The 19,753-nt window shown below is 69.3% G+C and carries 29 protein-coding genes; 4 read left to right on the top strand and 25 right to left on the bottom strand.

The annotated features are described in order from the left end of the window. Positions 1 to 86: 86 nt before the first annotated feature. From ACZ6D7_RS22755 to ACZ6D7_RS22655, 21 genes are all read right to left on the bottom strand, one after another. Entirely contained in the window at positions 87 to 485 is a 399-nt protein-coding gene (locus ACZ6D7_RS22755) for a hypothetical protein (RefSeq protein WP_469493481.1), read from the bottom strand. A gap of 34 nt (positions 486 to 519) precedes the next feature. Further along, complete coding sequence (locus ACZ6D7_RS22750) at positions 520 to 927, bottom strand: hypothetical protein (protein ID WP_469493478.1); 408 nt, start codon at positions 925 to 927, stop codon at positions 520 to 522. A gap of 24 nt (positions 928 to 951) precedes the next feature. Further along, a complete protein-coding gene (locus tag ACZ6D7_RS22745; protein WP_469493475.1) occupies positions 952 to 1,323 on the bottom strand; it encodes a hypothetical protein in 372 nt (123 codons plus the stop codon). 5 nt (positions 1,324 to 1,328) lie between these two features. Continuing rightward, positions 1,329 to 1,763, bottom strand: a complete 435-nt coding sequence (locus tag ACZ6D7_RS22740) for a hypothetical protein (protein WP_469493472.1) — start codon at positions 1,761 to 1,763, stop codon at positions 1,329 to 1,331. Between the two features lie 11 nt (positions 1,764 to 1,774). Next, complete coding sequence (locus tag ACZ6D7_RS22735) at positions 1,775 to 2,527, bottom strand: hypothetical protein (protein ID WP_469493469.1); 753 nt, start codon at positions 2,525 to 2,527, stop codon at positions 1,775 to 1,777. A gap of 1 nt (position 2,528) precedes the next feature. Further along, on the bottom strand, positions 2,529 to 2,990 hold the full coding sequence (locus ACZ6D7_RS22730) for a hypothetical protein (RefSeq protein WP_469493466.1): 462 nt from the start codon (positions 2,988 to 2,990) through the stop codon (positions 2,529 to 2,531). Positions 2,991 to 2,996: 6 nt separating this feature from the next. Next, positions 2,997 to 3,371, bottom strand: coding sequence for a hypothetical protein (locus ACZ6D7_RS22725; RefSeq protein ID WP_469493464.1), 375 nt, complete (start codon positions 3,369 to 3,371; stop codon positions 2,997 to 2,999). Further along, positions 3,371 to 4,426 (bottom strand): hypothetical protein, encoded by a 1,056-nt coding sequence (locus ACZ6D7_RS22720; RefSeq protein WP_469493461.1) that lies wholly within the window; start codon positions 4,424 to 4,426, stop codon positions 3,371 to 3,373. The genes ACZ6D7_RS22725 and ACZ6D7_RS22720 overlap by 1 nt, the downstream gene beginning before the upstream one ends. Positions 4,427 to 4,463: 37 nt before the next feature. Then, positions 4,464 to 4,877, bottom strand: a complete 414-nt coding sequence (locus ACZ6D7_RS22715) for a hypothetical protein (RefSeq protein ID WP_469493458.1) — start codon at positions 4,875 to 4,877, stop codon at positions 4,464 to 4,466. Next, the gene (locus ACZ6D7_RS22710; RefSeq protein WP_469493455.1) at positions 4,877 to 5,329 is read right to left on the bottom strand and encodes a hypothetical protein; all 453 of its coding nucleotides are present in this window, start codon (positions 5,327 to 5,329) and stop codon (positions 4,877 to 4,879) included. The genes ACZ6D7_RS22715 and ACZ6D7_RS22710 overlap by 1 nt, the downstream gene beginning before the upstream one ends. Beyond that, positions 5,329 to 5,790 (bottom strand): hypothetical protein, encoded by a 462-nt coding sequence (locus ACZ6D7_RS22705; RefSeq protein WP_469493452.1) that lies wholly within the window; start codon positions 5,788 to 5,790, stop codon positions 5,329 to 5,331. The genes ACZ6D7_RS22710 and ACZ6D7_RS22705 overlap by 1 nt, the downstream gene beginning before the upstream one ends. A 12-nt stretch (positions 5,791 to 5,802) precedes the next feature. Next, entirely contained in the window at positions 5,803 to 6,222 is a 420-nt protein-coding gene (locus ACZ6D7_RS22700; protein WP_469493448.1) for a hypothetical protein, read from the bottom strand. An 81-nt stretch (positions 6,223 to 6,303) separates the two neighbouring features. After that, complete coding sequence (locus ACZ6D7_RS22695) at positions 6,304 to 7,806, bottom strand: phage major capsid protein (protein WP_469493445.1); 1,503 nt, start codon at positions 7,804 to 7,806, stop codon at positions 6,304 to 6,306. After that, the gene (locus tag ACZ6D7_RS22690; RefSeq protein WP_469493442.1) at positions 7,803 to 11,300 is read right to left on the bottom strand and encodes a head maturation protease, ClpP-related; all 3,498 of its coding nucleotides are present in this window, start codon (positions 11,298 to 11,300) and stop codon (positions 7,803 to 7,805) included. Before ACZ6D7_RS22690 ends, ACZ6D7_RS22695 begins: the two co-directional genes overlap by 4 nt. A 258-nt stretch (positions 11,301 to 11,558) precedes the next feature. Then, positions 11,559 to 13,058 carry a hypothetical protein gene (locus tag ACZ6D7_RS22685; protein WP_469493439.1) on the bottom strand — a complete coding sequence of 500 codons (1,500 nt, stop codon included), beginning with the start codon at positions 13,056 to 13,058 and terminating at the stop codon, positions 11,559 to 11,561. Continuing rightward, positions 13,039 to 13,551, bottom strand: a complete 513-nt coding sequence (locus tag ACZ6D7_RS22680) for a hypothetical protein (RefSeq protein WP_469493437.1) — start codon at positions 13,549 to 13,551, stop codon at positions 13,039 to 13,041. The genes ACZ6D7_RS22685 and ACZ6D7_RS22680 overlap by 20 nt, the downstream gene beginning before the upstream one ends. 139 nt (positions 13,552 to 13,690) lie before the next feature. Next, positions 13,691 to 13,849, bottom strand: coding sequence for a hypothetical protein (locus tag ACZ6D7_RS22675; RefSeq protein ID WP_469493435.1), 159 nt, complete (start codon positions 13,847 to 13,849; stop codon positions 13,691 to 13,693). After that, positions 13,846 to 14,037 carry a hypothetical protein gene (locus tag ACZ6D7_RS22670; RefSeq protein WP_469493432.1) on the bottom strand — a complete coding sequence of 64 codons (192 nt, stop codon included), beginning with the start codon at positions 14,035 to 14,037 and terminating at the stop codon, positions 13,846 to 13,848. Before ACZ6D7_RS22670 ends, ACZ6D7_RS22675 begins: the two co-directional genes overlap by 4 nt. Positions 14,038 to 14,075: 38 nt before the next feature. Further along, positions 14,076 to 14,804 (bottom strand): PP2C family serine/threonine-protein phosphatase, encoded by a 729-nt coding sequence (locus ACZ6D7_RS22665; protein ID WP_469493429.1) that lies wholly within the window; start codon positions 14,802 to 14,804, stop codon positions 14,076 to 14,078. Positions 14,805 to 14,821: 17 nt separating this feature from the next. Continuing rightward, complete coding sequence (locus tag ACZ6D7_RS22660) at positions 14,822 to 15,115, bottom strand: hypothetical protein (protein ID WP_469493426.1); 294 nt, start codon at positions 15,113 to 15,115, stop codon at positions 14,822 to 14,824. A gap of 38 nt (positions 15,116 to 15,153) precedes the next feature. Further along, on the bottom strand, positions 15,154 to 15,570 hold the full coding sequence (locus ACZ6D7_RS22655) for a WYL domain-containing protein (protein ID WP_469493424.1): 417 nt from the start codon (positions 15,568 to 15,570) through the stop codon (positions 15,154 to 15,156). A 110-nt stretch (positions 15,571 to 15,680) separates the two neighbouring features. Here ACZ6D7_RS22655 and ACZ6D7_RS22650 point away from each other — a divergent pair, with 110 nt between their 5' ends. The 4 genes from ACZ6D7_RS22650 to ACZ6D7_RS22635 are packed head-to-tail and all read left to right on the top strand — an operon-like array spanning position 15,681 to position 16,514. Continuing rightward, positions 15,681 to 15,893 carry a hypothetical protein gene (locus ACZ6D7_RS22650; RefSeq protein WP_469493421.1) on the top strand — a complete coding sequence of 71 codons (213 nt, stop codon included), beginning with the start codon at positions 15,681 to 15,683 and terminating at the stop codon, positions 15,891 to 15,893. Next, positions 15,890 to 16,126: a hypothetical protein gene (locus ACZ6D7_RS22645; protein ID WP_469493418.1), complete on the top strand. Its 237-nt coding sequence runs from the start codon at positions 15,890 to 15,892 to the stop codon at positions 16,124 to 16,126. The genes ACZ6D7_RS22650 and ACZ6D7_RS22645 overlap by 4 nt, the downstream gene beginning before the upstream one ends. Next, positions 16,123 to 16,323 carry a hypothetical protein gene (locus tag ACZ6D7_RS22640; RefSeq protein ID WP_469493416.1) on the top strand — a complete coding sequence of 67 codons (201 nt, stop codon included), beginning with the start codon at positions 16,123 to 16,125 and terminating at the stop codon, positions 16,321 to 16,323. Before ACZ6D7_RS22645 ends, ACZ6D7_RS22640 begins: the two co-directional genes overlap by 4 nt. Next, the gene (locus tag ACZ6D7_RS22635) at positions 16,320 to 16,514 is read left to right on the top strand and encodes a hypothetical protein (protein WP_469493413.1); all 195 of its coding nucleotides are present in this window, start codon (positions 16,320 to 16,322) and stop codon (positions 16,512 to 16,514) included. Before ACZ6D7_RS22640 ends, ACZ6D7_RS22635 begins: the two co-directional genes overlap by 4 nt. A gap of 160 nt (positions 16,515 to 16,674) precedes the next feature. Here ACZ6D7_RS22635 and ACZ6D7_RS22630 read toward each other — a convergent pair whose 3' ends face one another. The 4 genes from ACZ6D7_RS22630 to ACZ6D7_RS22615 all read right to left on the bottom strand — a co-directional run bounded on the left by ACZ6D7_RS22630 (position 16,675) and on the right by ACZ6D7_RS22615 (position 19,747). Further along, positions 16,675 to 16,956: a hypothetical protein gene (locus ACZ6D7_RS22630; protein WP_469493411.1), complete on the bottom strand. Its 282-nt coding sequence runs from the start codon at positions 16,954 to 16,956 to the stop codon at positions 16,675 to 16,677. A gap of 32 nt (positions 16,957 to 16,988) precedes the next feature. After that, the gene (locus ACZ6D7_RS22625) at positions 16,989 to 17,330 is read right to left on the bottom strand and encodes a hypothetical protein (protein ID WP_469493408.1); all 342 of its coding nucleotides are present in this window, start codon (positions 17,328 to 17,330) and stop codon (positions 16,989 to 16,991) included. A gap of 187 nt (positions 17,331 to 17,517) precedes the next feature. Continuing rightward, positions 17,518 to 17,841, bottom strand: coding sequence for a hypothetical protein (locus tag ACZ6D7_RS22620; protein WP_469493406.1), 324 nt, complete (start codon positions 17,839 to 17,841; stop codon positions 17,518 to 17,520). Position 17,842: 1 nt separating this feature from the next. Continuing rightward, positions 17,843 to 19,747 carry an FtsK/SpoIIIE domain-containing protein gene (locus ACZ6D7_RS22615; RefSeq protein WP_469493403.1) on the bottom strand — a complete coding sequence of 635 codons (1,905 nt, stop codon included), beginning with the start codon at positions 19,745 to 19,747 and terminating at the stop codon, positions 17,843 to 17,845. Between the last annotated feature and the right edge of the window lie 6 nt (positions 19,748 to 19,753).

Genomic DNA, 19,753 nt, shown 5'->3' with positions numbered 1-19,753 from the left:
CAGCAGCCGGACGTCCTCTTGGAGCAGGGTGGTCAGGGTGTAGCCGGGGAAGCGGCGGAGAATGCCAAGGAGCTGGCGGGCGTGGGTCAGCTCGCCTGGCTCTCCGACAACGGAGCCATCGGGATTTCGGGCGCCGGGGAGGGCGCGCCAGAGGTGGAGCTGTCGGGCAAAGGGTCGCTGTTGTGGACCCCCACGAGGGCCTGCACCCACGCACCGTTGAGGGCGAGGATGAGGCGCTTGTCGCGGCTGCGGGCCTCGCTCACAGGGATGGGCTTGTCCTGGCCGTCGGTGAGGTTCCAGTCGATGAGCGCCTTGAAGAACCGTTCCAGGGTGACGCCGTCGGTGTCGCCGCCGTTGCCGTCCCAGCCCATGGCGGCGGCGTACTCGTCGATGGTCATGCTGCGCAGGGTGGCTTCGAGGCCGTGGTAGCGGTGGCCTTCCTCGAAGCGGACGGTGACGGTGCTGTCAGGCTCGCGGAAACCCACGGCCGCACCTCCAATCAGTAGCAGGGGGCTGGGCCTAGCTCCAGGCCGGCGTCGTTCCGTCAGCAAGGCTGAACGGGGCCGAGAACGTGAACTCGCCGGACTGCGCGCGGGTGAGGGCGTAGTCGGTGATCAGGCACTCGTTTGCCAGTGTCTGGCCCGAGATGCCGATGCTGATCGTGCGGGTCACCGACGTGGAACTGACCGTCTTGAGGACGGCGTGCGACTTGTTCGCGGCGTCGTTGAAGACGCCGTTCATCGTCCCGGAGAAATCCGCGAGGAGCAGGAGCCGTTCGATCGCGCTCTTGTCGATACCGGTGATGTCCTGGACACCGCGCGGCATGGACCAGTCGAGGTTGGTGATGTCGTTACGGATGTCCTGAGCGGCGGCAGCCGCATCGTCCACGCTGAACGTGGTCCAGCCGAGGCCGTTTTCCTTCGCCATGGTTCACATCCCTCTTAGTTGGAGCTACGCCTCAGCGAGCTGCGGTTCGGTGACCCACTTCGGATCGAGGTCACGGTTGGAAGCGAGGCAGCCGAACATCTTGCGGATGCCGTTGCGTTCCACCCACTGCTGGTGGAACTGGACCGGTACGGGGAGCGCTTCGTTCTCGAATGCGACCTTGACGTGCCGCACCGCCTGGCCACTGTCCACGAGTGCCAGCAGGCGTTCGCTGGGCGAGGTCAGGGCGATCCAGAAGCCGCGTGGGCCCAGGACTCGCCTCTGTCCGCGCCCGTCGTCGTGCGGCACGTCGTAGACCAGAGCAGGCATCTCGAAGTCGAGGCCGTCGCACTCGTCGGTGTATTCGTCGCCGTCGATCCACAGGCGCCAGCGCTTCACTCGGCTCACCCCCTGTGCCGGTCGTCGTCGAACCTGTGGAACTCTTCCTGCATGTGCTCCACCCAGTCCGCCGGCCGTGTGTGGACACGGCGGCGCCCTGTCGGATTCCCCCGGTGGTCCCCGTCACGGACGAGGTACAGCTCGGGGCGCGTCTGGTGGTCGGCGAAGCAGCGCTGTCCCGACTCGAACCGGAACACGGTCAGCCCGGCCTCGGTGCGCATCTCGCGGAAGGTACGCCCGGACTGCTGCCGGATGTACGCCCCCTGTGCACGGCCGAGGTCCGTGCTCTCGTCGATGGCGGACTCCCATCCGTCCCGCCACTGCGGGCAGCCGACCTGCTCGCACACCGTGCGGATCATCCGGTCGGGGCGCGACTTGATGCTGAACGTCTGGTACGCCCCCACGGGGCCTTGTGGCTCCAGCCGGAACGGCTCACCCATCACGCGCCTCCCTAAAAGATCGTTGAGGCGTCGTTGCGGGCGACACCCACCACGAACTGGACGTTGGAGAAAGTCCCGGACGTCACGACCCGCAGGTAGCGTTCGACGGTCTGCCCGCGCGCCGTCTGGATCCGCTCTGCCGTCGGCGCACTGGACACGACCGTGAACGCGCCGCCGGTCACGTCCGCCCACGCATCACCGGCACCGTTGTCGGACGACTCCTGCAACTTGATCGTCACCGAGGTCCCGGTGAACGCGAGCACCTGTAGGTACGCCTGCAAGCCGAACGCCGTCGAGCCCGTACCGAGGTCGTGAGACGTCCCGTTCGTCGCGGTGGTGTCCGTCCGGATCCCCGCCGTCAGCAGATCAGTCCACTCCAACCCGTAGGCATTGGCCTGCGCCGACACCGAGATAGTGAGCGACCCGTCCGCGCCCCGCGTCGGGTTGTAGTCGATCTGCTTGCCCACCATGCATGCCGCCGGGGAACCGATGGCGGAACCGGTCGCCCACATCAGGTGCCGGTCCGTCGTCGGCAGCGTGGACAACACGTCGTGGGCCTTGTCGATCGCCGGGTTGAAGAAGCTCGTCCACGACAGGCGCCCGTCTCGCAGCAGCCCGATGCGCTCGTAGGCGGACTTGTCGATGCCCGTCACGTCCTGGGTGCCGGCGAGGCCGCCGCCGATTTCGTTTCCGGCGCCGGTGTCGCCGGACAGGTTGTAGCCGCCCAGGTAGAACGCCTGCGCCAGGCCGGACTTCTTGGTCACCCTAGGCCACCTCGTTCCATGCGTCGTTGATGATCAGCGGGATGGTGAGAGTGGCCACCCGGTAGGTCGTGGAGTCGAAGCGGGTGTAGCCGAAACGGGCCCGCAAGGCAGCTCCGTGGGCGCCGAGAAGGTCGACGTTGGCGACCGTCCCACCGAGGGTGAAGTCGCCGCAGTACTCGCGCATCAGCCCGTTCACGGCGGTCGTCACGGCGGTGTCGACGTCGTCCTCGGGCTGGCTGTCGGCCGGCATGAGCACCCGGCCCGCCAGCTCCAGCCGCACCGACACCGAGGCCAGTCCGGAGCGGGGCGGGATCGGCGAGAGGTCCGACACCCACATCGCGTAGATCAGCCCAGAGCCGGGCGCGGACACCGGCTCGTGGCCCAGGACGTTGGTGAACATGCCGAGGCCCTGCGCGTGCGACAGGGACGCGGCACGGTAGGCGACAAGGTCGAGGTCAGCCACGGAGCATCACATCCGTCCCGTGTACCGGCGCAGCAGCCGCTCACCGATGCCGCGCTTGCGGGCGTTGAGCTTGGCCCGGGTGACGATCCAGTGGTCGTAGCCGCGGAACTTCGTCACCGGGTAGTTCCTGCTTCCGATGCCGGCCAGCCACGGCCCGTAGACCACGCGGTTGTCCCAGATCTTGTTCCCGTCGATGACCTCGATCCGGGTCGCGTAGTACGGGGTCTGGGTCCTTAGGACGCGGTCGAGTTCGCCGAGAAGGATGGTGCGGCCGTCCTCGGCGAGCTGCCGCTCAAGGTGGTCGACATAGGCGTTGGCGGCTGCACGAGCACGCCCGTCGAACATCGGGCCGCGGCTGCTGGTGGAGACGTCGAGTCGCATCAGACGCTCCTCATCCGGGCCTTGCGGGCATGGCTGGTGTACACGCGGTCCCTCAGGTCCTTCAGCCCGCGCCCGGACGCCTCGCGCTCGCTCTCGCCGCTGCCTGCGGTGCGCGCGTACCCAGACCGCCCCTGCAACAGGTCGGTGAGGGCCTCGGCGACGCACAGCTGACGCACCGGGCCGGGCGGGTCCCACCGGTACACGCCGGCGCCGGAGTCGTGGGTAGCCGCGGTGGTGCCGAGTGCGGCCCGCACCACGGCCAGGGTCCGCGGTGCGTAGATGGCGGCGCCGACCGTGTGGGCGGCGATCGTGGATCCGTCCCACGCCCGCGTGACAACGAGGGTGTTGCCTGCGATCTCGTCCACGCGCATGCGCTCGCCGTCGATCAGGATCGCCTCCCCGGCCGCGAACGCCGCGCCCGACTGGACGGTGACGGTGACGCTGTTGTTGACGTTCGTGAGGCCGCTGCCGCCGAGCGTCTGCCCGGTGTCGAGCTGGGATCGGCCGGTGACGATGACCCGCTCCGAGTCGATGCGCAGCAGGGAACCGACGCCGACCGCGGCCGAGGTGGCGGCGTCCACGTCGACGCCCGTCTCGCTGCTGTCGAGGGCCTCGATGGTGGCGCCGACGGTGGTTTCGTCGTTGCGGTAGCCGAAGAGGCCGGTGACGGTGATGTCGCGCTGGTGGGTGTCGCCGCCGCCGAAGCTGGCGCTGGAGCCGAGATCGATTTCCAGGCGGCTGTATGGGGGGCCGCTGCGGTTGGGCTCCAGGAAGAAGTCCGACGCGGCGATCGTTGTTCCGCCCGAGGCGAGAGTGGTGACGGAGATGATCTCGGAGTCATCGAGCCACAGCCGCCAGGACGTGCCGTTCTGGCTGTCGGGCCAGTTGAAGTAGCGGGTGGCCAGCGTCGGGTAGAAGACCCGGTGCGTGAGGCCGTGCACGGTTTCGGTCGCATCGGCGAGGGCGCGGTCGATACGGGCGTTGGACCGGGCGGTCTCTTTCACGTCCAGCTCGGCTTTGATCTCCTCGCGCGTGGCGTAGAACGGGGTTGTCATCTCTCGTCACCTCCTCTCAGGTCTCGTGTCGTGCGGGTCAGGGCCGGCCGTGGATGGAGAAGGACACCCCGGTGAAGCTGGGGGTGTCGGTGCCTCCGACCGACCACCGGATACGGCCCTGGTTGGCCAGGGTGTAGCCCGTGCTGATCTGCCCGTATGTGTAGCCCGACGACGTCAACAGCGCCCCGCCGATCGACGTCGCCCCCGACGTCTGCACCCACACCAGGCCCGTCGCGTCGAGGACGTCGAAGAACACGGCCAGCGTCGGGTTGGTGCCTGTCGGGGCGTTCACCACGTTCACGACCAGCAGGCCGCTGCTGACGGCGCTGATGTTGATCGCGCCGGTGCGGCCGGTGGTGGCGTTGGTCACTCCGGCGGTGATGTGGTCGGTCGAGCTGTTCAAGGTCAGACCGCTGGCCTTGAACAGCTCGTTGTTCCGGAAGGCGCTCACTACTCGCCCGCCTCGTCAGACGCCGACGTACCGGTCTCCTGGCCGCCATCCGTCGAAGGGGCAGAAGAGGTCCCCGTCTGGGCCTTGGCGGAGCGGCTCGCCATCTTGCGGGCACGCTTCGGGGGCTGTGGTTCGCTCGGCTCGGATGTCGGCTGCGGCATCTCGGTAGATGCTGATGAGCTGCTCCCAGGCGATGACTCCTCACCTCCCTCCTCCTCCGGTGCGGCCTGGTAGACCGCACCGTCGTCGGCGGCCGGTGCCGCCTCGACGGCCTCGGCTTCGGCTTCCGGCGCGGGCACCGTATGGTCCGACGCCCCGCCGTGCTTCGTGATCTTCGCCATGGGGTCTCCGTCCTCGAAGAACTCGATGTTGTGGCAACGAGGGCAGCGGGACAGGCCGACCGCGTACTTCGTCCCGCAGCCCGCCTCCCCGCCACACACCCACAGAGCCATCAGGCAGCCACCAACGTCGCGCCGTCGTCGAGGGGGATCCAGAACACCGTCCAGGTGATCTCGCCATCCGTGCCCGCAGACACCGACTCGATCTGCCCGATCCCGATCGGCACGATCCCCGTCAGAGACACCGTCGACACCGTGGTCGTGGACCCGCCCGTGATCGCAGCCGCCGGGCTCGTCATGGACAGGACGGCGCCGGCCGGGGTGTCGTTCGTCCCCAGGTCGGTGGCCGTGCAGAGGTCCATGGTCGTGCCGGTCGTCGGGTTCGACACCAGCTTGTAGCTGTTGGCGACCGTGATCGCGGTGCCCACGTAGCCGTAGATCGCGGTGATCCCGACCCGGCCGCCCGCGATCGTGAACAGCGGAACCGTCGTCGCCGCCAGGGTGCCGGTGCTCTTCGATGCCCGCTGGCCGAGATTGACGAGCCGCAGCTGGTTCGCCTGGATGAGAACGCTCATGAGTCAGCCCCCTCAGACCAGAGCCGGGAGGTTCTCAGGCGCACGCTGCACCTTGAGGTCGTGCAGGATCGCCACCACCGTGCCCGTCGACGTGGAAGCGACCTTGACGTGCGTGTGGTTCGCCGGCAGTTCCGCCTCACTGATCGTGAACACGGAGCAGTCGTGGCCGGCCGTGCCGTTGTTGACGACGGTCGAGGCGGCGGCCTGCGTCACCTTCGACCACGCGCCACCGACGCCGGTGCTGTCGTAGAAGTGGTCGACGGTGGCCAGCACCGCAGCGCTGCCGCCAGCCGCGCTGGTTGCGGACGTCACGGTGTACGTGTCGCCGGCGCCGAGGAAGCAGACGAAGCTGACCGCGCTCGCGTCCTTGAGCGGGACGTAGACGTCGTCGGCTACGGCGACGACGTTGAAGACCCTTCCGAGTCCGTCCATGGTGCCCTCCTTGAGGGGGTTGATTGCCTCTGGGGATCAGGCCCTGGCAGGGGGGTTAATGCCTGCCAGGGCTGGCGGGGGTCAGGCCCGTGCGGCGAGCTGCACGAACGGGGAGAGGGTGGCGCCGTTGTTCTGGGGGGTGACCGCGGACTGAAGCCACGGCTTGCCGTCGACGCGCTGGATGATGCGGTAGGCGGTCTGGTCGTTCTGGAACTTGAAGTGCGGGCTGGACATGGCGGACATGACCTGCCGGTCGCCGATCAGGTAGAACCCGAAGTCGACGAAGCTGATGTCGCCCTGGTCGCCGAGCAGCCCGGGGGCCTTCTCGGTGACGATGACGGGGCGGCCGAGGATGGTCATCGGCGGGCCCTGGACGCCGTTGTTCAGCCAGATCGCGGAGCCGCCGGTACCGACACTGAGCGCCATGGTGGCGAGCTCGGGGAAGGTGTCCGGGGAGACGACCCACACCGCCCGGTCCAGCGAACCGGGAAGCATGCGGGCGTACATCTTGACGATGTTCTCCCACACGATGGTGTCCGCGACCTGCCCGGACTCCTTCGCCACGGTGACGATCGCGCTGTTGTTGGCGGACAGGGCGCCCTGCGGTTCGCCGACGCCGGAGCCCTTGAGGAACGCGAGGTCCTCATAGAAGTTGAGGGCCTCGGGGAAGATCTGGTCGAGGAACGCCTGGAACGAGATCGCCGAGTCGGAGATCAGCTCGTTGGGGACCTCGGTGTACGCGGTCAGCTTCTTCGCGTCGAGGACGATGCGGGAGAACGCCGCCTGGCTGGCGGTGAGGGCGGCGCCTTCCTCGGTCCAGTAGCCGACCACGCCGCCGTACACGGACGACACGTTGCTGGTGGCGTCGATGGCCGGGAACGGCACCCGCAGGGTCTCCATGGGGATGACGCGGGCGCGCTGGCGGACGACGGACTGCTCCAGCGCGATGGCCAGCAGCTCGGAGCGGAGCACCTCGGGGATGAGGAACCCGCCCTCGCTGGGCACGGTCGAGGAGAAGGCGTTGCGAACCCGCGTGAGCTTGGCCTGCATGTCCGCGGTGCGGTTGGCGTTGTGCCAGATCGTCTGGAAGTACTCCGCCGAGTTCTTGAACTCGCGGTCCAGGACGGCGCCCATCGCCTTCGGGTTGTGCAGGTGGTTCTTCGCGTTGCCGGTCTGTACGACCGCGCGGGGGGTGAGGTCGAGGCGGTCGATGCCCTCGGGCTGGTTCTCCCGCATCCAGTCCGCGAGGGTGGCGGTCACCTGCTCCTTGACCTGCGTGGCGATGGACAGGTCGCGGTTGTGGACGGCCCGCGCGTAGTTGGTGACGAACTCGCCGAACGCGCCGTTCTTGTCGGCGAACACCCGCTGCATCTGCGCGGAGTCGGTGAGCATCGCCTCCAGCTCGGCCTGCGAGGTGGGGATCGCCAGCCGCTCGGGATCCATACCCCCGGCCGGAGCGGCAGGGTTCGCGGCCCGGTTGAACGGGCGGCCGACCGCGGACGGGTCGAAGCCGGCGCGCTGGAGCATGCGTTCCCGGATGCCTGCGGTGACGCGGCGCCTCTGGATGGTGCTGGACGTGTTCACAGTCGTGCCTCCCTGAGGCTGCGTTCGAAGCTGGTTCTGTCGATTGCTGGGATCGGCTCGGCGGGTGCCGGGCCGGGTGCCGCAGCCTGTTCGGGGGCGGCGAGATCTTGGGCGGCGTTCGCCATGAGGGTGCGGAAGTATTCGACCGCGACCTCGCTGGCCGGAGCCGGAGCGTGGTCCACCGGTGCCGCGTCTGCCACGTAGGGGGGTGGGGTGGGCGCGGGGCCGGTGGCGTTCGGGTGGGCGGGTGCGTCGGCTGCCACGCCTGCCATGAGTCCCCGGAAGCGGTCGGGGTCGTAGTCGGGCATGGGGTCGAACGCGGCGCGCGCGGCGACGCGGAAGGCGGCCGGGTCGAAGGCGGGCATGACGGCTGCGGGCGGCTCCGGGGCCGGCTCGGGCTCGACGGGTTCCTCGGTTGCGGCCGCTGGTGCGGATGGCGTTTCGGTCTCGGGCGGTGCGGGCGCGGTCTCGGCGACGCTGCCCATGAGGTCACGGAACCAGTCCGCCTCGAAGTCGGGCATCGGGCCCGGGTCCTGGGCGGTGGCGATCGCTGCGGTGAACTCGGCCGGGTCGACGCCGGTACACACAGGGCCTTCGCCTACCGAAGCGGTCACGGTCGCGGTGACCACGCCACCTTCGCCTGTCGGCAGCTCAGGCTCGGGTGCATCCTCGCGGCTGGTGTGCGCGTAGTTGTAGACCTTCAGGTCCCACGCCGCAGCGATCGCCTGCGCGTCTTCCGGCTGCCGCTCCGGCTTCGCCACCTCGTCCGCCAGCCCTGCGGCCACCGCCTCGTCGGCGAAGTACCAGGTCTCCGCCCGCATCCTGCCGCGCCACTGCTTTGCCGTACCGCCCGCACGTTCGGCGTAGACCCCGGCGATGTTGTCGGACTGGCGGTCGAGGAAGTCGGCGTACTCGCGGAGCTCTTCGGGGCTGCCGCAGGACACGCCCTGCGCGTCGTGAATCATCATCTGCGAGTGCGGGGACATGACGATCCGATCCCCGGCCATCGCGATCACCGAAGCGATCGATGCGGCCAGCGAGTCGACCTGCACCATCACCCGCGCCCGGTGCGAGCGCAGCGCGTTGTGGATCGCCAGGCCGTCGAAGACCTCCCCGCCCGGGGAGTTGATGAACAGCTGGATCTCGGCAGCGTCGACCGCCTTCAGCTCGTCGACGAAGGAGGCAGCGGTGATGCCCCAGGATCCGATGTCGCCGTAGATGTGCACGCTGGCTGTCGGTGCCCCGGCTGCGTCCATGCTGTTGGTGATGCGGTACCAGCCCTCGTCCGCGCCTGCCGTGGTGAGGGCGGGCCGCATGGCGCGTCCGCGTTCGGCGATCTGCTCGGGGGTGGCGCTGTTCCAGCACCGTTGCGTGCGGCCCATCGCGTTCTCCTCCGTCGTCTCCCACACGGCGGTCACCGTGCCGCGGCAGCGGATGCCGCCCTCGCAGTGCAGGTAGCCGCCGCTGCCGTACAGGCCCTGCACGGCAGCGAGGTCGTCGAACTCGGTGCCGTCGATGTCCGTGCACGGCTGGCAGCGGTTGCTGTCGTTCTTCTCCGCAGCGAAGTAGCGGGCCTTGGGCGCGGCCTGGAGTGTCGCCACGCGGCCCGTGTTCTGCGCGCGGTGCAGGGCGCCGCCGAGCTGGTCGCGGCGGAACCAGTTCTTCAGGCCCTTCAGGAACCCGGTGACCTTCTCGGCGACTTCGGCCCCGGACACGTTCGGCACGAGCAGACGCAGCGCCTCTCGGCCGGCGGACGCGGCGATGTCGGCGGCCAGCAGGCCAGCCGTCACGACGGCGATCTCCACCAGTTCGCTGCCGAAGGCGTTCGTGAGGGTCTTGTCGAGGCGCGGCGGCCGTACCTTCACGCCCTGTTCGGCGGCCTCCGCAGCCATCTGGGCGGCCGCGGTCTCGGCCATGTCGGCAAGTGCGTGACGCAGCGTCTTCGCGGCGGCGGCGGAGTCCACGGTCAGGTCGGCAAGTGCCTCTGTGTCGCCGTCGTCGACCGCGGTCTCGATCTGCTTCGCGAGGGCTTCGAACTGCGCCTCAGCGACGGGCTCCCACGCTTCCAGCAGCGCGTCGAGCGCGTCGTCGAACTGCTCGCGGACACGGGCGAGGGCGTCGTCGTGGTCGACCTTCGCGAGCAGTGGGCGCCGCGGCGTAGTCGTGCCGACGAGGTTGTACGACGGCTGGCGGGCGGGCAGCTGGTACGGCACGTGGTGGTGCAGGTCCACGCGAGCCGCGGGAGCCGAAGCAGCCGGGGGCAGAGCCGCAGGTGCGGGCTGGGGAGGTGCGGGTGCGGTGTAGCCGAGGTCCGGCAGGCCGAGGTACTCGGAGGCCAGCGCGGCGTCCGCGCCGGCGCCGACGAGCTTCACCCACGCCTCGCTTTTGGTGGTGATCTCTTCGTTGCGGGCTGCGGCGTCTGCGGGTACCGGGTCGTCGTAGTCGAACTCCAGGCCGCGCGCGGCCTCCGGCCCGTACAGCGGGAGGAGGTCGTTGTTCAGGGCGCCCTTGAATCGCTCCAGCCGCGGCACCGTCAGCTGCTCCGCGAAGAGCGCCTTACTCGCGTCGGCGGTGGCCCGGTTGACGTCGCCGACCTCACCGAGGACGAATGCCGGAGCGCCGAACGCCTCCCGCATCACGTCCCGGGACACCTGCCGGAGTTCGGCGAACTGCATGTCGCGCTGAGTCAGCTTCCGGTCGACCCACTTCAGACCGTTCTCGATGATCGCGACACGGTGCGCGTTCGAGACGCCCTTGTGCTGCTCCGCCCAGCGGTCGCGGGCCTCGTTGAACTCGTTGTCGGTCAGGCGCCGGTCGACTTCGAGGATGCCGCCCGGCTCAGCCGAATTGAGGAAGAAGTTGCGGTTCCACTCCGCGGAGTACCGGGAGGCGTCGATCTCGGTGAGGATCGACTGCACTGGCCCCAGCCCCCGGTACGGATCCAAGGGATTCGGCATCCGGATCTGGATGACGTCCTCGACGCGAAGCGGGATCTGCCGGCCGTCGGGCGCGGTGTACACGTAGCCGGCGATGAAGTCGATCGGGTCTGGGATGGGCGCAATGCGGTCGGGGCGGACCGGCCACAGCTCCAGCGGGATCGGGGAGCGGGTATTGCGGGTGATGACCCACCAGCCTTCGCCGGTGAGGTCGATGTGCTGCTGGGTGGACTCGATCAGTTCTTGCCGGGTGAAGAACGGGTTCGGCCGGTTGATCAGCTTCAGGGCGGCGTGTTCTGTGACCTCGACGCGGTCTTCCTTCAGCCCGGACGGGGCCTTGCGGTAGAGCCGCCAGTTGACGAGCGCGGTGGCGTTCGAGGTGCGGTTGACAATGGCGAAGAGCGTCCCCACCGACCCCATCGCCCGCATCTGCGCTTCGGCGCCTGTCGGCTGACGCCACGGAACGCTCACGTTGCTGCTGGAGACGTACGGGACCGGGGAGCGGTTGAACAGGGCGCGGGCGGCGTTGCCGAGGTCGCCGAGAAGGGTTCTCGCCACCGCACCTCCCTCGCACTACTGGCGCCCTCCGAAGATCCGGTGGCCCATGTAGAGCACCGACAACCCGAGGGCCGCTGTTCCGGCCACGACGCTCCACATCATGGCAGATCCCGACAAGAGCATAGCTCCAGTCCCGTCAACCACATACGGCATAGCCGTATTCATCTGACGCCTTAGCCTGTGCCTTTGCTCTTCCGTCACCGAAACGCCCCAATCGTCCTGTCGCATGTCTGTTGTAGGAACCGTACAAGGTGGTGATCAGAGCCACCTCACTCGCGGACGGCCCACGCTGTAGAAGGCGAGCAGCAACGCATCCGCGTTATCCGGCGACCGCCCGAGCCGCTTACGGATCTCGTCCTTCGGCTCCACAAAGATCCGGCCCTGCGCGTCGACCTCCCACAGCGGCTCCAGTAGTTGCGCCACCGTGGTGTCCGCGTTCTCCATCCCCGATAGATCCCAGCCCTGCCGCTCCGACAGGCTGCGGGCGATCTCCCACCAGATCTCCGCCCGCAGGTTCTTGAACTTGTCCGGCTCCTGGGACTTTTCGCCGACGTTCACGCCCTCGATGTGCGCCTGATGCTTGCCTTGATCGGCCAGGTTGCGGAGTTCGCCGATCACACCGAAGCCGACGCCGATGCTGTCGACCTTCACGGTGGCGGCACCGGATTCCTTGATGGCCTGTAGCACCAGCGGTGCGATCTTCTCGGGCCGGTCGGTGTGCGCCCGCCACTCCCGGCCGGCGCGTCGGCCGCGGCGCTCGCGGATGACGGTCTCGTCTCCGCCGCCACCGACGTCCACGCCCAGTTCTACGGGCTCCAGCTCGGCGGCGGTGAGTTTGCGTTCGGGGTCGATGCGGCAGCGCGCGATGTCGGAGGCGCGGACGACCTTGTTCGGGGCGTCCTCGGAGAACTCGCCGAGCACCTTGGACTTGTAGAGGGGGTTGTCCTCGCCCCACTCCTGGGCTTTCTCCTCCACCCACTCCTGGCCCACCAACGCCTGGGCGACGTCGTCGGGGACTTCCTCGCCGGTGAGGTTGGGTGACTCGAAGGCGCTGATGCCGATGACGTGCCAGTTGGAGCCGGGCTGACACACCTTCCGGAAGTGGCTCGCAGGGTTGTCGGGGTTACCGATCGCCAGGATCCGGCAGTCCGCGTTCGTCGTCAGCGCGTCAGCCGCCACCCACAGCTGCTCCGGGATGCCGCACGCCTCATCGAGGATGACGAGAACGTAGCGGGCGTGGATGCCCTGGAACGCCGACTCGTCGTGGTCGGCCGGCTTCCGGCCGAACGCCACCAGCTCGTCGTCGATGTGCCACTCGGTCTGATTCACCCGGCCGGCGAGTTTGCCGCGGCGGTGGGTGCGGCGAATGTACCGCCAGAGGATGGCCCGGACCTGCGCGAACGTTGGGGCGCTGGTGACGACGAACGCCTCGCCGGGCGGGTGCGTGTCGAGCCACCAGGCAGCCACCAGGCTGGCGGTGTGGGACTTGCCGACGCCGTGACAGGAGCGGACGGCGGTGCGCCGGTTGTCGCGGATCGACAGCATGATCTCTCGCTGCTTCGACCACACCACCTGCTTGAGGCGCTCCTGCACCCAGCCCACCGGGTTGTGCGCGTACAGCGCGGTCCGCTCGCGCAGGCCCCGCTTGTCGGCCTGGCGTTGGAGCTGCGCGTGGATGTGCTTGAGGGCTTTCGTGTCGCCGGCGCGCACGAGCCTCGCGACTTGGTCGCGGATGTCATCACGCGTCGGAGTCGTCATCAGGGGCGAGGTTGTCGAGGAGGCGGTTGATGTCGCGGCCGAGCTGTTCGGCGTCGACGCTCACGCGGGAGGGCTCGTCGGTGCCGTCCATACGGCGCCACGACTCGTTGACCTTGCGAAGCTGTTCGATGGCCTGAAGGCGCGGGTTGTCGTCACGGAGGGGCTCGCCGTCGACCTCGATGACCCTGCCGTTGGAGACGACGACGTGCCGGCTTTCGAGGATCTCCATGGCGGAGTCCCACAGGAATTGGAGTTCGGCGTCGCGGCGCTTTCGGACGTTGCGGGCGGGGGCTGCGGCGTCGCGGTAGCCGCGGTGGACGGCTTCGAAGGCGGTGCTTCTGTCGGCCCAGCCGAAGTGGGTGGCGATCTGCTGGTAGGTCCAGCCTTCGTCGCCGTAGAGGCGGGCGCATTCGGCGTCGCGGGCGACGGTTTCGAGGCTGCGGACGTAGCGGCCTGTGCTTTTGGAGCGGCGGTTCTGGTTGGGGTTGGCCATGTTGCTCCGCCTCTCCCTACTGGTGGTTGGTGTTCACGTCTCTTGATGATAGGCGGGTTGGCTATCGCGTACCGTGATGTGTGGTGGCATGGTGGTGGCCCCCTCCTGGGCGTGGAGGGGGCCACAGTGCTGTACGGGGTCAGGCGGTGCGGGTGGCGCGCCGGGCGAGCATGCGGGTCTTGATCTGCTCCTGGGTGGGCTGCTGGTATGTGTGGCGGCCGGCGGGCCCGTACTGGATGCCGTGGCTGCGCTGGTCGATGCCGCACAGGCCGCAGCTCATCGGGTTGGGGGCGCTCATCGGCTGGCCTGGTCGCGGTTGTTGGTGCCGGTCGGGTAGTTCACGGCGCAGAGCAGGTTCTGTCGGGCGTGGGTGCACTGGCCGGACAGGCATCGGCGGGAGCGATAGCGCATGCAGCGATTGGGTTCGTGGTCGCAGCGTCCGTTGCGGCAGTCGGCGTCCAGGTACGGGTAGTCGGTCACGGTCATGCGGGTTCTCCTGTCGTGGTCGGGCGGGAAGGTGGGGGTCATGTGGTGCGGAGGTCGGCAACCAGGACGGTCGCGTTGTCGGCGTGCGCGCTGGCATGGTCGATCGCGGCCTGCACGAAGCCGCGCGCCGTCTCACCCGGGTCACCGATGAGGTAGTCGGCGAGGTTGCGGCAGCTGTCTTCGAGCGGCTCGTAGGCGCCGTCGGAGGCGAGGAGGAGACGGGAGTTCTCCAGCTGGCGGGTGACCGACTCGATCGCGGGATGCCCGTACCGGTCCTTGGTGTCCTGGTCGGTGTCGACGTTGCCGAGGTAGGAGGTGACGATGTTGCGGTTCCCGCCGCCGTGGATGCCGTTGGGCGGGTAGACGCGTCGCAGGTTGTGGTCCTGCGTGAGGCGTTGGACCGTACCGCGGACCATGAGGTAGGCGCGGGTGTCGCCGCACCAGGCGACGGTGAGCCAGCGCGGGGTGGTGACGGCGACGACCGCGCACGCATCCGGGAGTTCGGGCCCCCAGGGGTCGCGGCGCTCCGGCTCGGCGGCGTACCGGTTGTACTGGGCGCGCAGGCCGGTCTCGGCGTCGGCGTGGTAGGCGGCACTGCGGGCGAGGCGGCGGGCCGCAGTGCGGGTCCAGTCGCGGACCTCGTCGGTGGAGCCGATCCCGTCGAGGAGGGCGAACGCGCGCACCCCGTTGGGGCCGGCAGCGGTCGCGGTGGCGTCGCACTGGTGGGTTCGGTCGCCGATCTGCTGGGCGTTGGCGTAGGTGCGCATTGCGGGTTCCGTTCGGTTCAGGCGGCGAGGGCGCGGAGCTGGTTGGCGTAGTCGGCGACGGTTCCGGTGACGGGCGGGAGGGCCTCCCGGGCGGCGGGCCACGCCAGCGTGCGGACCTTCGCGCTCACCCCGTAGTCGAGGGCACCCTGCGCCCGCCAGAGAGCGGTGTCGAGCCAGCCCTGCGTCATGCACGCCGCCTCCGTGGTGCCGAGGATCGGGTGGGTGATGGTGGCGTGCTCGTCGAGGTGGTCGGCGACCGTGGTGAGGATGCGGGTGACGGCCTCGGTGGTGGTGATCGTGGTCTGCTGCATGGTCGGTCCGTTCTCGTGGTGGTGCGCGGGCGGGAAGGTCAGGCGGCGAGGGCGTCGGCCAGCAGCTGGACGCGGGCGGCGATCGGCAGGTCGACGGGGTAGAGGACGGTGACGGTGGCGAGGCCGGTGGTACGGGCCGGCTTGTCGCTGGCGGTCGGGCGGGTGACCAGGTAGCGGGTCCGGTGGATCGAGTAGGTGCGGATGCGGTCCAGGCGGAAGGAGCGGGACTCGCCGGTGGCGCGGTCCATGGCCTTGATGACGATGTCGCCGGCCGTGCTGACGTAGAAGTCGTAGATCTCGACGGTGCGGACGGTCTCGACGAGGGCGCCGGTCTTGCGGCCGTTCTCGTCCTTCTCTTCCTTCAGGTAGGCGAGGGTGACGGGGTGCTGGCGGTCGGCGGCCTTGATGAGGCGGGTGAGGGTCTGGGTGGTGGTCTCGTTCGCCGTGTGCCTCATCTGGTCCCCCTCGGTGCGCTCCCTTGTGACTCCAATGTTGGCCTACCTTGTTGGCCATGTCAATAGGCTTGGCCTAGTCGGTTGGCCAATCCTGTGGGAGACTTGGGGGTATGGACACCGCCAAGCTGGAACTCGCAGCCCAGCGCTACCGAGAAGCCGAAGCCGCCTTCGACGCGGCACGCTCAGACCTGCAAGCCGAAGCAGTCGCGTTCCTGCGACAGACCGACGAGCGGGGTGCGCAAGCCGCCGTGGTCCGAGTGACCGGCTGGACACGCGAATACCTGCGCCGACTCGTCAAGAGCAGCGAGGAGCAGTCCGCATGACCTACCGCCCGTACCCGAGCGTCGATCGTGCCCGGCACCAGCTCGACCGCCACGACAACGAAACCCCGCCGTTCGTCCGCGCTCCTCGGCCGATGAGCCCCTTCGAGAAGCAGTTCTTCGAGGGCGCGGCGGCCATGGTGAAAGCGGCACAGCCGGGGCTGGAGCTGGCGGCCTCGCGGTTGAGTGCCGCGCTCCAGCCGCGCCCGGTGGGCAGCGAGGAGAACACCCCATGAGCGAGGAGCTGCCGCGTAAGCGGGAGTGGAAGCCCGGCGACACGGTCGGCCCCCAGGACTTCGGCATCACCCCCGCGGCGCCGAACCCGCTGGGTGAGGCAATGCGGCTCGACCTCGGGTTGTGGGCTGAGGAGATGCTCGCGCTCGCCGAGGACGACGACGCTGCTCCGGTGCGTCCGGGCGAGGAGACCACATGAGCGAGGCGTCGAAGCTTCCGCTCGCGGGGCTGATCTGGAGAGAACAGGGCGGCCCGGCGACGGGCGCGCAGAAAGACCTTGAGGATCTCGCCGAAGGGGCACTCAAGCTCGCGCGATGGAGCCGACAGCCAGACGAGAAGCGCGCGTTCGAGGAGCTGGCCGCAGGCACGAGCAGGCTCGCCCGCCAGTAGCCCACCGCATGACGGAGGCCCCGCCCGGATCGGGCGGGGCCTCTGCACGTCATGCGGCAGCCGCGCGGCATAAGCCTCGCAGCTCGCCCCCACACGACTGCCGCACCGCGGACGCTACGCCCAGGCCAGCACGCCTGTCACTACCCCTGATCGGGTGAGATCACGGCGTCGTGGCTGGCCAGTTCCGCAGGTTGTCCAGCACGTCCCGCCGCGCGTCGTCGAGGGCGTCCTCCATCACCTCGTCGGTGATCTCCTCCACCTCGTCCTCGTCGAGGTGATCGCACTCCTCCGGGGGTTCCACCGCAGCAGAGCCGGCTTGCACGCGCAGGGTGAGTGCCCGCTTGCAGGCGTCCGGGTCGCCGATCTGGCTGGTGTCGTTGGCGAAGGCGACGACCGCAGTGAGGATGACGACGCCGGCAAGGACGGCAGGGGTGGGGCGCATGGATTCACCTTGGGATGAGGGCGGGGCTTGGGTTACGGGATCGGGATGCTCGTGCACGACGAGTCCTCAAGGCACTCGTCGACCTTGCCTCGGTTCTCCGCGTTCCGCTTCTGCAACGCCTTCATGTACATGCCCGCCTGGCCCGGCAGCCCGTCACACGCAGCAGGTGTCGGCGGCTCCGCATCCGGGTCGTAGCCGTCCGCCGCCATCACCGCAAACCATGCATCCACGCACGCTTGCTCAGCCTGAGCAGCGGACAGGCTGGGTGTCTCGGTCTTCGTCACGGTGACCGCTGGCTTCGGATCCTCGCTTGAGCTGGAGCAGCCGGCCAAGGCGAGGCTCGCGGCGAGCAGCAGGACGGCAGTGGTGCGCATGGTTCCCCCAAGGGTGCTGGTGCGTGACCGGCATCATGCGCGGTTGTGTGGGTGGCGTGAAGGCGATGTCACTGGGTTGTGACCCGAATGGGCGAGGCCTCGCCGGCGGGGGGACGTCACGGCGAGGCCTCTCAGGGGCGTCCGGGGCTCGACCGGCCCGGCTGCTGCGCCCAGTCTCCCAGCCCTGTCAACTTGCCTTGCGGTAGTCATTCCACAGGCCGCGGAGCACCAGCACACAGATCGTCAGCGCGACCACCGTGAGCGCCAGGACGGCGGCGAGGATCGCGAACCCGAACACCAGGAACGCGACGAGGACGATCACGAACCCGAACGCCAGCACACCCACACAGCCCAACCCGGCGTAGGCGCCCCACGGGTGCACCCGGATCGGCTCCAACGGGACTGGCTGCGCGGGCTGGTAGGCGTAGTGGACGGGCGGCGCGTACATCGGCTGGCCGGCCATGTCGTAGCCGATCTGCACCAGCTGCTCAGCCGGCGGGGGCGTGGTCATCTCAGGCTGCCTTCGTGTGTCGGGCCAGGGCGAACATCTGCGCGCGGCCGTGCTTGCCGATCTCTACGACCCAGCCGGCGCGCCGCCACTGCTGCAGCGGCCCGTCCACCGAGGTGCGTGCGTTGTAGCCGGGCAGGGCGAGGGCGACCAGGTCGTTGATGGTGAACCCGCTCGCGCCGGCCTGGTCCATGGCCTGCCACAAGCCGACCCGGTTGTCCGGGATCGGGGAGCCGTCGGGGAAGCAGGGCACCGAGCGGAGCCGCGGCCGGCCCCCGCCGTCGGGGCCGGGGTCGGGATGGTCTGCGCCGGGGAGGGGGACGCGAGCGCCGGGCCGGCCGGTCCACAGCTTGCGGGCGTAGTCGATGACTTCGCGGCGGGCGTCCGGCTCGAACGGGAACGTCTGCACCCGGCGCGGGCGGGAGCCGTCTTCGAGTACCCAGGCGGCGCCCTTGTCGGTCTCGCCGAACAGGTGCGGGGTGGCGCCGCGGGTGGCCCAGCCCTGGCCGAGGATCGTGTCGGTCATCTGTGGGGTGGTGGTGGCGAGGGCGACGCGCTGCCCGCACACGTCGCGGATCTGCGACGGAACGACCTTGTCCTCGGGCTTCTGTGTCGCGAGGACGACGGCGATGAGGCAGGCGGGGCCGCGGGAGATCACGTCTCGGAGGACGGACACGATCTTCCCGCGGAGCTTGCGGTCGGGGATGTCGATGAACGCGGCCAGCTCGTCGACGATCAGGCCGATGGGCTCCCAGTCGTCACCCGGGGCGGCCTTCGTGCGGCCTTCCTCGACGAGCTTGGCGTACCGCTGGTCGATCTCTGCCTGCAGTTCCAGCAGCTTTGCCAGGAACGCTTCCGGGTCGCGGCCTACGAAGTCGTCCTCGCGCTGGCACAGGGGCGCCCACAGGCTGAGTTCGACGAGCTTGGCGTCCGCGAGGATCAGGCGGGCCTTCGATAGGGCGAGGTGGGCGACGATCACGGAGAGCAGGACGGACTTGCCCATGCGCTGCAGTCCTGCGATGAGGATTCCGGCGCGGGCGAGGAGGTGGAGGTGGACGCTTTCGCCGGTGTCGACGTCGAGGGCGGCGAGGAGCGGCTGCCACGGGTCCCACTCGCCGAGGTGGCCGACGAGGGGGTGCACGTCCGGGATGGCGATCTCGGCCCGTGGGGGCGCGGGCGGGCGGGCGGTGACGATCAGATGGTGGGAGGCTCCCCCGTCTTCGGCGTCGAGGGTCCAGCCGGGTGGCAGGCGCAGCGCGGCGGCGAGGCGTGCCATCCGCTGCGCGCTGCTGGCGATGTCGTGGGCGCTGGCGCCAACGGGGAGGGAGACGATGGCGGTCCACGCGCCGTCGGGGTGGCGGATCATCTGGTCGAGGCTGGCACCGGGGGTGCCAGTGGCGGCGAGGGCGCCAGCGACGTCGTCGGGTGCCAGCACGAGATCCGGGTCTGCCAGCTTGGCAGTCTTGCCTGCCAGCTTGTCGCGGTCGAGGAGGTGGCGTGCCAGCCACACCCAGTACGGGACGCTGGCACCCACGGCGCCAACGGCTCCGATTGCCAGCCCTGGCAGGGAGGGGGCTGTCACCTGCCAGGCGGACCAGGCGAGGGTGCCGCCGGTGAAGGTGCCGGCGTAGAGGGCGGCGGGGTTGCGGACGCCGAGCATGGCGGCGCCGACCGTGCCGGCGAGGGCGAGGGCTCCGGTGCCGCCGTAGGCGAGGGGTTCACGCCAGGTGACGTCGGTGAGCCAGTGCTCGGTGTAGATCCACGTGCCCCAGGCGGGTGCTGCGCCCATGGGCAGGAGGTACCGCCAGTTACCTGCGAGAACGCCGCGCAGGCGGCGCAGGTGACGTGACGTGTCGCGGCGCGGGAGAGGCCCGTAGGCGGTCTTGTAGAGGTTCGTTGCGTCAGTCACGTCACG

The organism is Streptomyces sp. NPDC041784, assembly GCF_055591025.1.
Note: the sequence above shows the minus strand (reverse complement) of the source record. Positions and strands in the feature narration are given on the sequence as shown.